The organism is Streptococcus sp. 27098_8_99 (assembly GCF_041431935.1).
In the GTDB taxonomy this organism is placed as follows: Bacteria; Bacillota; Bacilli; order Lactobacillales; family Streptococcaceae; genus Streptococcus; species Streptococcus parasanguinis_D.
Genome location: NZ_JAPVYQ010000006.1, coordinates 22263 through 36074 on the forward strand (window position 1 = coordinate 22263; position 13812 = coordinate 36074).

The 13812-nt window shown below is 35.0% G+C and carries 13 protein-coding genes and 4 pseudogenes; 9 read left to right on the plus strand and 8 right to left on the minus strand.

The genetic code is table 11. The annotated features are described in order from the left end of the window. The first annotated feature begins 85 nt into the window (after positions 1 to 85). The 6 genes and pseudogenes from O3605_RS04780 (at position 86) to O3605_RS04805 (ending at position 5027) form a co-directional block, all read left to right on the plus strand. On the plus strand, positions 86 to 1084 hold the full coding sequence (locus O3605_RS04780) for an NAD-dependent epimerase/dehydratase family protein (RefSeq protein ID WP_003005029.1): 999 nt from the start codon (positions 86 to 88) through the stop codon (positions 1082 to 1084). 11 nt (positions 1085 to 1095) lie between these two features. Then, entirely contained in the window at positions 1096 to 2286 is a 1191-nt protein-coding gene (locus O3605_RS04785; protein WP_371585342.1) for a DegT/DnrJ/EryC1/StrS family aminotransferase, read from the plus strand. Continuing rightward, complete coding sequence (locus tag O3605_RS04790) at positions 2279 to 2743, plus strand: NUDIX hydrolase (RefSeq protein ID WP_049514452.1); 465 nt, start codon at positions 2279 to 2281, stop codon at positions 2741 to 2743. The genes O3605_RS04785 and O3605_RS04790 overlap by 8 nt, the downstream gene beginning before the upstream one ends. Continuing rightward, entirely contained in the window at positions 2740 to 3381 is a 642-nt protein-coding gene (locus O3605_RS04795) for an HAD family hydrolase (protein WP_003005641.1), read from the plus strand. The genes O3605_RS04790 and O3605_RS04795 overlap by 4 nt, the downstream gene beginning before the upstream one ends. 76 nt (positions 3382 to 3457) lie before the next feature. After that, a pseudogene (locus O3605_RS04800) lies at positions 3458 to 4314 on the plus strand (IS982 family transposase). Positions 4315 to 4361: 47 nt separating this feature from the next. Further along, complete coding sequence (locus O3605_RS04805; protein WP_003005418.1) at positions 4362 to 5027, plus strand: HAD family hydrolase; 666 nt, start codon at positions 4362 to 4364, stop codon at positions 5025 to 5027. A gap of 170 nt (positions 5028 to 5197) precedes the next feature. Here O3605_RS04805 and O3605_RS04810 read toward each other — a convergent pair. The 8 genes and pseudogenes from O3605_RS04810 to O3605_RS04845 all read right to left on the minus strand — a co-directional run. Continuing rightward, positions 5198 to 5741: pseudogene (locus tag O3605_RS04810) on the minus strand (integrase core domain-containing protein); the annotation flags it as partial. Between the two features lie 249 nt (positions 5742 to 5990). Then, positions 5991 to 6152, minus strand: a pseudogene (locus O3605_RS04815) (helix-turn-helix transcriptional regulator); the annotation flags it as partial. An 8-nt stretch (positions 6153 to 6160) separates the two neighbouring features. Next, positions 6161 to 6406, minus strand: a pseudogene (locus tag O3605_RS04820) (ImmA/IrrE family metallo-endopeptidase); the annotation flags it as partial. A 299-nt stretch (positions 6407 to 6705) separates the two neighbouring features. Beyond that, positions 6706 to 7245, minus strand: a complete 540-nt coding sequence (locus O3605_RS04825; RefSeq protein WP_371585343.1) for a hypothetical protein — start codon at positions 7243 to 7245, stop codon at positions 6706 to 6708. A 316-nt stretch (positions 7246 to 7561) separates the two neighbouring features. Beyond that, positions 7562 to 8236 (minus strand): LexA family transcriptional regulator, encoded by a 675-nt coding sequence (locus O3605_RS04830; protein ID WP_371585345.1) that lies wholly within the window; start codon positions 8234 to 8236, stop codon positions 7562 to 7564. Position 8237: 1 nt separating this feature from the next. Then, positions 8238 to 9104, minus strand: coding sequence for an ImmA/IrrE family metallo-endopeptidase (locus O3605_RS04835; RefSeq protein ID WP_371585347.1), 867 nt, complete (start codon positions 9102 to 9104; stop codon positions 8238 to 8240). 85 nt (positions 9105 to 9189) lie between these two features. Further along, complete coding sequence (locus O3605_RS04840; protein ID WP_061454871.1) at positions 9190 to 10068, minus strand: hypothetical protein; 879 nt, start codon at positions 10066 to 10068, stop codon at positions 9190 to 9192. Further along, positions 10068 to 10409 (minus strand): helix-turn-helix domain-containing protein, encoded by a 342-nt coding sequence (locus O3605_RS04845; protein ID WP_061454872.1) that lies wholly within the window; start codon positions 10407 to 10409, stop codon positions 10068 to 10070. Before O3605_RS04845 ends, O3605_RS04840 begins: the two co-directional genes overlap by 1 nt. Before the next feature lie 879 nt (positions 10410 to 11288). Between O3605_RS04845 and O3605_RS04850 the strand changes: the two genes are divergently transcribed. From O3605_RS04850 to O3605_RS04860, 3 genes are read left to right on the plus strand one after another with little or no spacing between them, the layout of a single operon-like run. Further along, the gene (locus tag O3605_RS04850) at positions 11289 to 11585 is read left to right on the plus strand and encodes a cytoplasmic protein (RefSeq protein WP_201088150.1); all 297 of its coding nucleotides are present in this window, start codon (positions 11289 to 11291) and stop codon (positions 11583 to 11585) included. Between the two features lie 21 nt (positions 11586 to 11606). Then, complete coding sequence (locus O3605_RS04855) at positions 11607 to 12068, plus strand: hypothetical protein (RefSeq protein WP_014713934.1); 462 nt, start codon at positions 11607 to 11609, stop codon at positions 12066 to 12068. A 13-nt stretch (positions 12069 to 12081) separates the two neighbouring features. Beyond that, the gene (locus O3605_RS04860; protein ID WP_371585350.1) at positions 12082 to 13770 is read left to right on the plus strand and encodes an FtsK/SpoIIIE domain-containing protein; all 1689 of its coding nucleotides are present in this window, start codon (positions 12082 to 12084) and stop codon (positions 13768 to 13770) included. Positions 13771 to 13812: the final 42 nt, after the last annotated feature.

Consider the following 13812-nt stretch of genomic DNA (forward strand, 5'->3'; position numbering starts at 1 on the left):
AGCGATGAAGTTTTGGTTTCTTATGATGTTGCTTTCGGAATGATTGTTATATTAACAAGACAATATGGAAAAAGGAGAATGATTCATGAGTAATATTTTGGTGACAGGCGGTTGTGGCTATATTGGTTCAAGATTAGTTGAAGAATTGCTAAATAATCAAGAAAATAAGGTTGTTGTTTTAGACAGCGGTATATTTGGTTTTGATTCACTATCTGAGTTTTTATATTCAGAACGTTTTAAATTAGTTAAGGGGGACATTCGAATCAAAGAGGACATTTTGAAATCCCTAAATCAAATTGATACAATTATTCATTTGGCAAGTCTAGTTGGAGAGCCTTCATGTGTTGTTGACAAAGATATCGCTTACGATATTAACGTTCGTGGAACAAGAAATCTAGTAGAATGTGCAGTCAAAAAGGGGGTGAAAAATTTTATTTTTGCCTCAAGCTGTAGTGTCTATGGTTTTGGTAAAGATAAGTTTGATGAACATAGTATTCCCAATCCTGTTGATTATTATGCAGAGCTAAAGCTACTTTCAGAGAAAGATTTATTAAATTATAAGGATAAGTTGAATATTATCATATTGCGATTTTGTACCGTTTTTGGTTTATCGAGGAGGATGCGATTTGACTTAGCTGTAAATGTAATGACTGCCTCTGCATTAAATAACGGAGTTATAAATGTTTACGGCGGTCAGCAAGAGAGACCATTTATTCATTGTGGAGATGTGGCCAGAGCTATCAATTTGCTTTTTGAAGAAAGATGTAAAAATAAATATACAGATAACGGTATAGAAGTATTTAATGTTGGTAATAATTCTGAAAATTATAATCTTACTGAAGTAGCTAGCATAATTTCAAAAGCTACTGGAAATACTAAAGTTAACTTAGATGGTTTAAAGGAAGATAATCGAAGCTATAGTGTTTCTTTTGATAAAATAGAGCAGTTGGGTTTTTCATCACAGAAGTCTATTGAAGTTGGAGTAGAAGAAATTGCAAATAGCATGAAATCAGGGTTAATTAATAATCCATTCTGCGATATATATAGCAACGTAAAAGTTGCTACTAAGGAATATTTGAATTAAGGAGTTAGAATATGAAACAATTAGCAATATTAGGTGGGAAACCAGCGTTTTCAAGTCAATTAAAATTTATAAAACCTATGTTTCCTACTTATTCAGAATCAAAATATGAGTCATACTTTAACGAAGTTTTTAAAACTGGGATGCTCTCAAAAGGGAGATTTTTAGAAAAGTATGAGTCTGAGGTGAGCAGTTATTTAGGAGCTCCCTATGTAACTGCTGTCTCTTCTGGGACTATAGGATTAATTTTAGCATTAGAAGCATTGGGAATAAAAAGTGGTGATGAAGTCCTTGTCCCTAGTTTTACATTTTGTGCAACTGTTCATGCAATTAAAAAGGTTGGAGCTATTCCTGTTTTTGTAGATTGCAACTCTGAAACATTTACAATCGAAACAAATAACATTGAAAAATATATCACTCCTAAAACAAAAGCAATTATTGCTGTGCACATATTCGGAGTTGGAGCAGAAGTATATGAATTAGAAAGGGTATCTAAAACCCATAATCTTAAACTTATCTATGATGCTGCTCACGCATTTGGTAGTACCATTGACAAAACACATTTGGGAAACTTTGGTGATATCTCAGTATATAGTACCTCTCCTACAAAAACTCTAGTTACAGGTGAAGGGGGAATTGTCGTAAGTAAAAATAAAGAAATTGATAGCAAAATTAGACTTTTAAGAGAATATGGAAATCCGGGAGATTATAATTGTACTGAGATTGGTGTTAATGCTAGACTTAGTGAGTTGGCAGCTATAACTGGTCTAATGTCATTGAGTATAATTGACAAAAATCTATCGGAGCGTAAAAAGATTGGCAATTATTATAGACAGTTATTATCTGAAATTGAAGGAGTATCGTTGCAAAAAATACCGGATAACCAAATTAGTACATATAAAGATTTATGCATAGTAGTGCATGCAAGGTCATTTGGGTTAGATAGAGATACAGTTGTTCAGAGTTTGAATAGAGAGGGTATTCCAACAAGAAATTATTTTTCTCCTCCTATACATAAAATGGATTGTTATTCTGAATACAATGATCTTGTTTTAGAAAATACTGAAAATATTTCCAAAAATATAATTTGTTTACCTATGCATCCATTTCTAACGTATGCAGATATCGAAATGATAGTTAATATTTTAAGAAACATTCATATCAATGCTGAAGAGATAAAGAAACGGGTGATACAAGATGCTTAACACACCAACAGAAAATTACGTGTCAACAATTCGAAAAAAGATAGGTAATGACTTACTTATTCTAGTAGGTTCAAATGTTATTATTGAAAATGAACTAGATCAAGTGTTGCTTCAAAAACGGTCTTCAGGAACATGGGGATTGCCAGGTGGATTATTGGAAGTAGGAGAGACACTTGAACAAACGGCAATTAGGGAAGTATTTGAGGAGACCGGATTAACAATTGAAGAATTGAAGTTAATTCATACTTTTTCAGGGCAGGATTATCATTTTGTTCTGCAAAACAAAGATGAAATCTATGTAGTTACCTCTCTATACAAAGCGATTAATTATACGGGAGAATTGAATGTAAGTTCAGAAGAAACGCTGGAGTTAAGTTATTTCAATTATAACTCCCTTCCTTATAACATTGAACAAGAATATCTTGATTATATAAACTATTATAGAGGACTAAGATGATTGACAAAAAAGAAATATTTATTTTTGATTTTGATAATACTATTATTGAATCACTCCCTCTTTGTTTTAGTTGCTTCAGGATAGTGTTTGAAAAATATAAAAATATCAAAATGAGTGATTCGGATATTGAATCATTATTTGGAGGTAGTGAGGAAGATATTATAAGGAGCCATGTAGAAGAAAAATATGCTGATGAAGCAGTCGAATTATTTTACATTCTTTATGAAAATTTACACGATCATTTTATTGTTCAAAATAAAGTATTTGAAAATATTACTTTGCTATTAAAAAAATTAAATTACAAAGGAAAAAGACTTGCTGTTTTTACTGGTAAGGGGCGAAAAAGTATACAAATAAGTATGAAGAAATTAGAATTAGAAAAATATTTTAATTACATTGTATCTGATGATGATGTTGCTAATTCTAAACCTGATAGTGAAGGAATTTTGAAGATACTTGACCATTATAATGCAACTCCCTCAGATGCGATATTCTTTGGTGATTCAGATGCAGATATTATCTCAGCCAAAAAAGCAAATGTACTAGCTGTTGGTGTCAATTGGTATAAAACAAGAAAATTTACTATTTCTCCTGATATAATATCTAAGAATCCATTAGATATTATATACTCCTGCTGATAGTTGATTTGACTTAACAAAAAAGCCCATTTGGTGTACACTGCAAGTGAAGAAAAATAGCAGGGAGGTAAACCAAATGGACATTTTCCATTATACACCGAATCGCCATCACCTTCAACTCAGTATGCCGCAGCTTCGTAAAGTCTGCCGTGACTTATATCAAAAAGTCGCTCCTGATGAGTTGATCCACCGCAAGAATGTAGAGCAATGCAAGGTTTCGAATGTTTCTGTTTTAACCTTGATGCAATTTCAGGCAGAAATTGGGATGAAGTCACAGCGAAAGTTTTATCAATTTATCCGAAATTTCTTCGGATTCAGGGATTGGAGAGAAGCCGCTTCTATCGCCGTGTTCATTATCTGATGCCCCTGCTTCAGCTGATTTGCCTCTATTTCAATCAGCTGGATTTTGATGAATTAGTCATTATCGACAGCTTTCCAGTCCTCTTGTGTCAGCCGGTTAGAAATCATCAGGCCAAGGTCTTGAATGAGGTGGCCAACATCGGCTACTGCGCTTCCAAAAACATGTGGTTCTATGGTTTTAAAATTCATCTGGCGGTGACAGAGTCGGGCTATATTTTGGATTACTTGGTTACGCCTGTCTCGGTCCATGATATTCAGGTGGCAGAAGAGTTGCTGGATGCCATCCCCTATACTCCTGTTTTAGCGGATTTGGACTACTTGGGTAAGGAACTGAAAAAACGATTGGAAGCCAAGGGAATAGACTTTTTGACGCCGATTTGTAAAAATATGAAAGGAGCAGCTGAGCACAACAATCCTGCTATCCTGACAATCCGAAGGACCATCGAAACTCGGATCTCTGTCCTAAATGCATTGTTTAACATTGAACATCCGCTTGCTCGCTCTTTAGCAGGTTTGCAATTAGAGATCGAACGGGCTATTTTGGTCTATAATTTAGGATTTTTTATCAACTAGCAACACGGGTATTATATATGATAGATTTTGATTGTAAAGGAGGATTTATGAATTTGAAAGGTATAATCTTCGATATGGATGGAGTTATAGTTGATACAGAGTACCAAGATTTTCTAATACAGAAAGATTTTATCAAACACCTTAATCCAAAATCTAGTTACGAAGATTCTGAGCTATTGGTATTAGTTGGTAAATCATATTTTAATCTTTATAGGCTTTTACAGCAATTTATTGGGAAACAATATGATATAAAAACTATAGAAAAAGAATATGCTTCTTTTAGTGATGAGAGATATGAAAAAATTGATTATTCTTTACTTTTTAGAAAAGAAATTCTAAAAATTATTGACTATGCATTGAAAAACGGAATCAAATTAGCTGTAGCATCATCATCAAAATATGAGCATATTAATGAAGTTTTAGAAAGGTGTGACATAAAAAAATATTTTGATGTCATCGTTAGCGGAGAGAATTTTGTAGAAAGTAAGCCAAATCCGTCTATCTATTTAACAACGCTACATAAGTTAGAATTGCAAGCAGAACAATGTATTGCAATTGAAGATTCATACTCTGGAATTGAATCTTCAACTAGCGCAGGAATTGCAACTATTGGTTATTATGATAGCCGATTACCATTTTTTAATGACAAAGCGCAATGGAAAGTTGAAAATATGAAAGAAGTTTTACAAATAATAGAATCACAGAGTCTTTGAGTTGAAAGGCGATGAGGTTCTTGAGGACGTTAGAAAGAAATAAACTTGTTTCATAACGAAATTTAAGGTAGAACTTATCAGGACTCTGCCTTTTTAGGCTCTTTTCTACCATTTGTCAAGTCTGTCAAGGCTTTAAGTAAAAAAATGAGATATGAAAAGGCAACACTTTTCTATACAAAATTTATAAAGTGTTTTTTTAAAGCGCTGATTCGCTTAGCGATTGGGGTTTGGTAGTTCAGACTGCTGTGAATGCGGTGATGATTCCACCAGTAAACGTAGTCCTTTGTTTTAAAGGTTAGTTCTTTCAGCGAATGGAAGGTTTCTTGGTTGACAAACTCGAGTTTGAAGGCACGGTAAGTACTTTCAGACACGGCGTTGTCATAGGGACAAGCTGCTTGACTTAGAGACCGAGCGATGCCGCATCTCATCAATCAGCTGGTTATCAAACTCCTTACCACGGTCAGAATGGAACAGCTTGACATTGGTAAGCGCGTAAGGAATGCTTTGATTGGCTTGTTTGACGAGCTCTGCAGTCTTGTGCCACCCAACTGACAGTCCAATAATTTCGCGGTTAAAGAGATCAATGATCAAACAAACATAAGCCCAACGATTTCCAACACGGACGTAGGTCAAATCTGTTACAATTGCTTCAAGTGGCTTTTCTTGGTCAAATTCTCGAGCCAATAGGTTTGGAATAGGTGCTTCATTTTTTTGAGCTAGTTCTTTATCAAAATAAACAGTATTATAATCCTGATCATTATAAACCGTTGAACCGATACCAGCAGACATTTTTTCGTAAACATGATATTCGTATAGTTTTGCTGATATTGAAACAACGTTCTTATAAGCTTCTTTTTGAACTAGGTTTCTGACATAATTAAGTGCATTATTCTTACCTTCATCTGATAAAGTATTATATAGTCGGACGATTTCGATCTCTGTAAAAAAACCTTTTGGTACATTTAGAATCTGCTCTAGTTGTTGCACTTTTTCTCTAGATGGTTGTTTTACTCCACGTTCCCATGCGGAATAGGCTTGATAGCTGACTCCCAACTGATCAGCAATATCTTTTTGAGTCTTTTTTAGCTCTTTTCTACGAGCTTTTAGTTTTTCTGGTTGATACATCGTTTTCCTCACATTAATAGTAACTTCAATTCAGCTTTTTGTTTTGCCTCTTTGTCTGTTAGCTTATTTTTATCCCAAACATAAGCTATAGATTTTCCTTTATCATAGATGAGCCATACTTTTAGATTGTCACAGCAAGTCTTAATTGTTTTCCAATTCTCTTGGTTTAAAAGTTCAGGATACTCTTGACTAGTCACAAAACTTTTTTTGATCACAGATCGCTCTATCTTATAGATTAGAGAAGCCTGATAGTTTTACAATTGATCAAGAAAGTAACACCTTCCTTTTATCAGGAGAAGGTAGAACTGATTCAACAGTAAAATATAAAGTTAAGGATGGCACCATTACAGTCGATATATCTGGAATAGAACATGAATATTACCAAAAAGGCAGTAAAGCATATAATAAAGCACTTCAACAATATAATAAGTAGAAATAGAGCGATGAAGTTTTGATTTCTTTCCCAATTTGGCTATAAGAAAACACCCTGAAAGATAGATAGGAAAATCTAACTTTTGGGGTGTTATCAATTTTAAGGGCGTTGAATATGTCTTTATTTTGTGAGTGAGACACGGAAATCATTGTATTTGCTGTAATCAAACTCTTCATTGAGACCTGTTACAAATACAATTGGTGTATAATGGCCCTCTTCTAAAATAAAACCGGCTTTTACCTTGGCATTGGCTCCCCCAAGTCCCGCAATACCAGGAAGGAGTGCCTCAAAAGCCCCTGGTTCATCCGTATCCCAGTAATAGATATTACCAGAAGCTTGAACAGCTTTTGCTCTAGTCGTTGCTGTACGAATTGGGTTCACATCTGCTTGATAAAAGTTTGCTGTCGTAGTGACCGTTCCGTCCGCAGCCACTGTCATTTGGACATCTTTCGCAATTTCAGTTGTACCTGTCCAAGTCCCTACCAGCTCTGCAGGAACCATTTGAGATGAATCTGTAGCTTTGTCACCACTTGTTGTATTAGACGCTGTGGTTGTTTGACTTGTTTGACTTGATTGTGTTGTTTCTTCTGAACTAGATTCAGTTTCTTTTGTATTTTTCTTTTTAGAAGACTGATTTGTTTTATTCTGACCAGATTTCATAGAAGTCTGTGTTTCTTTTATAGAAGAACTGTTCTCCTCTTTTTTAGAACCACAAGCTACTAGTAGAGTTGCAGAAGTTAAGCCTAAAAGTGCTAAACTTGTCTATTTTTTCATGATTATGATACCTCACCTAAATTTATATTAGCTATTATATTACAATGTTATAGAAAGTCAAGTGTTTTTGAAACATTTTTGTAACATTTGTAATTTATCTAAATGTTCAAGGAGTTGGTGCATAGGGTTACAAAGTAAAAGATTTCTATATTCTTTGTTACATAATCATCCGAAATAGAAAATCAACGTAAATAAAATGTTGTTAGAGTTTCATTGGTACAAAATTACCAACAATAATCCCCACAATTCTAGGGTCTTCATCATACGATAAAAAAATATCTTCGTATTTAGGATTGAGAGAAACTAACCTTAAACCATGCTCTTCACGGAAAACTCGTTTAATGTAGGTCTGGCTATTGCAGACTACGGCATAAACTGCTCCATCATAATCAAATCCTGTCTCACGAATGAGAGCCACAGAGCCATTTTGATATTTGGGCTCCATTGAGTCACCAGAAATCCATGAGGCGAAATCGTGGGCTAGTTCTTCATTAAAATAGACAGTATCATAGTTTTGATCGTTATAAACTGATGAACCGATACCAGCCGACAGGCTTTCATAGACACGATAAGGGACGGTAGGCATAGCAATAATATTAGATTGCTTATCTACTAAATCTTTAACATAGTTCATAGCCTTGGTCTGATTAGTAGGATTCAGTTGCTTATAAAGTGTAGCAATTTCTTCCTCATAGAAGAACTCTTCTATCACACCTAAAATCTCAGAAATCTTTTTCAAGTTGGCTTTGTTGGGGACTGCTCTGCCATTTTCCCAAGAGAAATAAGAAGAGCGGTTAATATCAAGAAGCCGTGCAATCTCGCTTTGTTTCATCCCCAACTCTTCACGTTTTTGTTTTAATTTTGTACCATTGAACATCTCATGCCCTTTCTAATAATAACTGTGTTTTGGCGTTACTAACAGCTTGTCTCTCTGTTAACCTATCCTTTTTCCAGGCAAAGTAAATAACTTTACCATAATCAAAAAGTTGACCACAAGAAATATCTGATTTTTCAGCTTCCAAAGTCTGTCTAAACTCTTTATCCTTCAATTCATAGATTTGTCGGTCTGACAGATAGCTGTCTCTGGTCAGCAAATGATAGATCTTAGCCAGCATATCTATCATGACTTGCTGGTACTCTGCGATAATAGAGGACTTCAACAAGCTAAACATATCCATAATTCTATCTAGTTGACCATTTTTATAGTCTTGAATTGCATGATTAACCTCATCTAACGAATGAGTAGTTTCGTGACTGAATAAGTCTCTCAAGCGATAGACCAAGGCTTCAGCTGAAACCTTCAAATCCTTCATCACTCGTGAGAAACTATCATGCCTATAAAATATCTTTGAGAGCAAAACAATGCTTGGCATAAGCACAAATGCAGAAAAAAGATTTGCTTCACTTTCAAAGATAGAGCAAGAATCATCTTTTAGCTCTGTAAAGAAAGAGCCAGTATGCTTTAGCAGAAAATGCCCTAACTCATGGCACTTTGTAAAGTTCTGTTTTACTTGTGGATTTTCCTTTTCATAGGAGAAAGAAACACCACTCTCATCAATTAAAGTCAACCCCTCAATCTTTCTACTGGAAAAATGATGCTCCATTACCTTGATATTGTGACTCTCAACAATATGGTTGAAAAATCCTTCAAAGTCATACCCCAAAAGAGAAGAGTCATTCTCCTTGATATACTTGTAAATATAACGATTTGCAACTTCCTTAATTTGGCTGTATCGTGTATCCATAATACCTCCTCGAAGTTTTGTTGTTTTATAAACTAACAATAATTATATAGAAAAAGTGGACGATTGTCCACTGAAAATTAAGTAACTATAAATTATACTGATTTTTAAGAGGGTAATAGATAATCAAGGATAAAATTTGTACATACAAAGCAATTATTGAAATTGTGATGTAGGAGTTCTGCTGTTTAAGTAGGACAGTAGAGTCCTCAGATAATTCGACTTCTTGTTCACTATTTAATTTAGCAACTGAGTTATCATTTGTATAAAAATCACTTTCTGATAACTTGTCATTACTTATCAACTTTAAGGAAGTTTCATTATTATAATATAGATCTGTCCCCTGTAACAGCTTTATAGTGGTGCCCTTTGTAATTTTATATTCTGAGTTATTCACTTGAAAATCAAATATTTGAAATAACTCATTTGTATCATCAGACTTATTTTCTTTAGGATAATCCGTGGTAAATAATGTATCTTTGGGAATAATAACCTTGTAGTTTGTATCTTTGTTTTTGGAATAAATTACAGCCATAGTATCTTTATTGATATAGTTTTGGCCAGTCAACTGGAATTTAGCAAAACAGTATATAAGTGACAAGATTACGATATTAAAACATAACATTACAAGCCACAATTTTTGGCCCCAATTTTTTTTAGTCAACCATTTTTTTACCAGTGTAGAAATGGACGCATTTAAATAAAAATAAAGAATAGAAACGCAGAATACTACTAAAAGCATTATTCCATCTTCTTTTGTAAAATTGAATTTTCTTGTTTTGGTAGCGAAATAATAAAGAATAATATAAAGAGAGACAAACGCAAGACTAGCAATACTATATTTTTTCATTCTTTTTTTGAATATTTCACTACTGTCAGCTGTATCTGTTAATGTTTTCACTGCACTTTCAATTAAAAATGTAAATAGAGCAATGAATACATATAAGATTCCATTATTAAAATCCATTATTTCTCCTCATCAAAAAGTTTCTTCCGCTCCTTCATAAACTGAAGCAGCTCTTGTTTAAAGACTTCTTTTTCTTCATTACTCATACCGTCTGATGTGGTTCTGAAGAGCAATTCTACTTCTGACAAATCAATATCATCATTGGTTTCATTTGATATCAATGTATTGACAGATACATTAAAGAGTTTGGCAATCTTCACGAGATTGTCATAACTTGGCCGTTTTTTTCCTTGTTCCCAATAAGCGTATCCTTGTTGCGAAATTTCGATAGCTTTTGCGACTTGGGCTTGGGTCATTTTAGCCTGTTTCCTCAAGGTCTTAAGGTGTTCCGCAAGATCCATTATCGTTCCCCTTAAAAAATATTTTTAAATTTTTTCAAAAAACCGTTGACATTTACAACTATCGGTTGTATAATATAACTAACAACTGATAGTTGTATGGCAATTGAAAATAATAACCTTATCTTCAAGGCTAAATCACGATCTTTGACAATTAAATAAAAAGTGCGTCTGACAACCAGAGGACTGACTATCAAACTACACTAAACTTCGTACCTTTATTGTAATTTATTTGATACCAAAAGTCAAGTCCGTTTTATGGTTGAAGTGAAGATAAAAACAGGATTCAATCCTGTGGGCTTCCACGCATTTCGGACTTTCGCACTTTTCCGAATAGTAAAGTGAACTGGCTTCGCCAAAGGGCGTAAGAGAATCCCTTGGGTATGATCATGACTACCTAAAGAGATTGGCTGGGAAAGCGATGGTAATTAACGCAAAGCACCTTGCTAAACGTTGCCACCGTGGAAAGAGGGATCTTTCCAACCAAATAACTTTTCTTTACTGCTGTCTATCTACTAAGATAGACCTACTCTCAAGCTACTAAGTTCTTTCCTTTTTTCACTTAGTAGCTTTTTTACTTATTACAATAAAGGAGAATGATATGACAAACTTTTTTCGCACTACAATGTAAACGACTCTATGATAATTACGAATTTACCTATGGCATGTTTAGTGAATCTGATAAACTTCAGGCTAAACTTTATGCTCAAGCTCAAATTGATTTAGACCATCTCGCAGATGATGCTCGTAGAAATGGCTATGCTCATGGGGATATTCAATTCTATAGTCGTATGTTTAAACGCAAACTTTTTACACACTATTACTCAAGAGTGAAGCAACTAGCTTAACTCTTTTTATTTTACACTCAGAAAGGAAAATCTTATGATCTCAGAAACACTTAAAATGAAACCAGAATTTATTGGCCCTGCTTACTATGAACGTTTAGGAAATGCTCCTAAATTTATTTTTGGAAAAGAAGGTAAATATCAACGCCACATTCTAAACAGCGCAGAGCACGGAGCCTTTCATGTCATTACACCAGCCTCTACAACAGTCTTTCCAGAAGATGCTCTAGTAGAAACTGTTAACCCAATCTTTTTCCCAGACACTGCTCTAAACGGCAATAATGTTGCACCTTATCTCAATGTCTTTGCGGAAAAATTGGTAATCAAAAAATAAGAAATAAAAGGAGAAAATCACATGGCTAAAATTGGATTAAACTACGGAGAAAAACTACAAATTGCTGACAAAACTTATCGTGTCATTACAGATGGGTTAGATGTACCAGCTGTCCTTGGAAAACTGACTTTCCGTGGCATTGAAGGCCCTGATATCATCTTTGAAGTGGATCGCTCGCAACGAAATCCTGATGGATCATTTGTTCAGGTCAATACTGGAGAAATTCGTGGAATTGTCGTAGGGATTCATTCTTCTGTCCAGCACGAAACACTCTTTTTCACCATCGCAGATATGTCTGAGTCTGAAATTGAAGATCTAGGTATTAAATACCGAGAAGAAGTTGAACTAGAAGATATTGTTATCACGCATACCCATGTCAATCGCAATGATATCTATAAGCTCTTTGCTTCTAAAATCAAGAAAAAAACTGGAGGCGCACCAACCAAAGAAAACAAACCAGTAGAAAATAAGAAGGAAAACTAGGAGGTGATGCACTATGAAACTCTTTACCTATCGAGGGAAAAGAGTTCACGCTTTTCATCGTAAACTAAAGGGAATCACATGGTTTATCTGGTGGTTTCCTTTTTTGTTGGCTATTAGTTACTATAGCTACTTACATCTAGAAGAATTAAAAGCTCATCCCTTACCTCAAGGATATTTTCTAGGAGCTGGACTTCTCTTTTCTTTAATCTTCTCTTGGTTTATTAATCGGATTTGTTACAGGAAGATGCTCTTTTTTCAAAAGCTAAACAGTCTTCGAATTCTTTCTCGCTTTTTGTTAGAGAATAACCTCTATCTCGTTAAAAAGGTTAGATGTGAAAATAAGATCATTGAAAAAATCACCTTACCTCAAGTGTATATCAAACAGTCTCGCTATAAGATTGAACTGAGTTTCATTCTAGAAGGTAATAAATTTCAAGATCGCTTTTTGAACCTTGGAGCTACTCTTGAAGTCATGTTTAATGGTGACTTTCGTAATAAAACCTTTGATAATCGCTTTATCAAGTATGAAATTGCTATTAATCGGATTGATAGTCGAATCACCATCGATGAAGTAAAAGTCAAGGGATCAAAACTCCAGCTCATGAAAGATGTATCTTGGGATTATATTGAAGAACCTCATCTTCTCATCGGTGGTGGAACTGGTGGAGGAAAAACCGTTGTTCTCATGACCATAATCTATGCACTAGCTAAAGTCGGCTTTGTCGATATCTGTGATCCAAAGAATTCTGACCTGGCTGGATTAAAGAAAATTCCAGTCTTTCATGGTCGGGTATATACTAGTAAGGAAGATATCATTAACTGTTTTAAAGAGAGTGTAGAGTTCATGGAAAAACGCTATGAACGGATGTCTACTTCGCCAAAATTCCAAGCTGGAAAGAACTTTACTCATTATGACATGAAACCAAAATTCATTCTAGTAGACGAGTGGGCAGCGCTTATGGCAAAGATCGATCGTGACTATAGCCAACAGTCAGAACTAATGGAATACCTCTCCCAGTTAGTTCTAGAAGGTCGTCAAGCTGGAGTCTTTATCATCTTTGCTATGCAACGGCCCGACGGTGAATTTATTAAAACTGCTCTTCGGGATAACTTTATGAAGCGTCTCTCCGTCGGTCATTTAGAATCAACAGGATATGACATGATGTTTGGAGATGCTAATAAAACCAAAGAGTTCAAAAAGCTAGATGAAATCAATGGAGTAAAGGTCAAAGGACGGGGCTATATCGCAAATAATGGCGAGCTGGCTGGTGAGTTTTTCTCTCCTTATGTTCCGCTTGATCAAGGTTTTTCCTTCTACGATGCCTACTCTAAAATTCCCATCATGGAGTTTGAAGGAGAAGAATTCTCAGTATTTGAAGAATATAAACCAACAGTTGAAACAATTGATCCTATAGAGGAAGAGGAGACTATAGAAAACGAACCAAACAAAAGACCACTCAAGGAATTTGCGGATGAACAAAATCTTAAAATGCCAACCTTACGCAAGATTATCTATCTCTTAACAGAACAAGGGATCATCTTTGAACGGACTGTATCCGCTATTCTAGTGGATCCTTTTCAAGAAAAACTTCTTCTTGAAATCCTCGCTCAATTTGAAGAGGGCGGACGCAGGTCTTATCCAAAAGCAGTTGAAGCGACGATTGTTCATCATGGGCTAGGACAAGGGCAAGGGCAAGCCTGACCGCAGGTCAGGCGCAGACCGTAGCCCGAAGTTTCTAGGCCA

Bases quoted from the DNA above. Each gene is read 5' to 3' on its own strand.
- O3605_RS04855 (WP_014713934.1), top strand. From the start codon at position 11,607: ATGGCTAAAATTGGATTAAACTACGGAGAAAAACTACAAATTGCTGAC.
- O3605_RS04805 (WP_003005418.1), top strand. From the start codon at position 4,362: ATGAATTTGAAAGGTATAATCTTCGATATGGATGGAGTTATAGTTGAT.
- O3605_RS04845 (WP_061454872.1), bottom strand. From the start codon at position 10,409: ATGGATCTTGCGGAACACCTTAAGACCTTGAGGAAACAGGCTAAAATG.
- O3605_RS04835 (WP_371585347.1), bottom strand. From the start codon at position 9,104: ATGGATACACGATACAGCCAAATTAAGGAAGTTGCAAATCGTTATATT.
- O3605_RS04850 (WP_201088150.1), top strand. From the start codon at position 11,289: ATGATCTCAGAAACACTTAAAATGAAACCAGAATTTATTGGCCCTGCT.
- O3605_RS04780 (WP_003005029.1), top strand. From the start codon at position 86: ATGAGTAATATTTTGGTGACAGGCGGTTGTGGCTATATTGGTTCAAGA.
- O3605_RS04830 (WP_371585345.1), bottom strand. From the start codon at position 8,236: ATGTTCAATGGTACAAAATTAAAACAAAAACGTGAAGAGTTGGGGATG.
- O3605_RS04790 (WP_049514452.1), top strand. From the start codon at position 2,279: ATGCTTAACACACCAACAGAAAATTACGTGTCAACAATTCGAAAAAAG.
- O3605_RS04795 (WP_003005641.1), top strand. From the start codon at position 2,740: ATGATTGACAAAAAAGAAATATTTATTTTTGATTTTGATAATACTATT.
- O3605_RS04825 (WP_371585343.1), bottom strand. From the start codon at position 7,245: ATGAAATCTGGTCAGAATAAAACAAATCAGTCTTCTAAAAAGAAAAAT.
- O3605_RS04840 (WP_061454871.1), bottom strand. From the start codon at position 10,068: ATGGATTTTAATAATGGAATCTTATATGTATTCATTGCTCTATTTACA.
- O3605_RS04860 (WP_371585350.1), top strand. From the start codon at position 12,082: ATGAAACTCTTTACCTATCGAGGGAAAAGAGTTCACGCTTTTCATCGT.
- O3605_RS04785 (WP_371585342.1), top strand. From the start codon at position 1,096: ATGAAACAATTAGCAATATTAGGTGGGAAACCAGCGTTTTCAAGTCAA.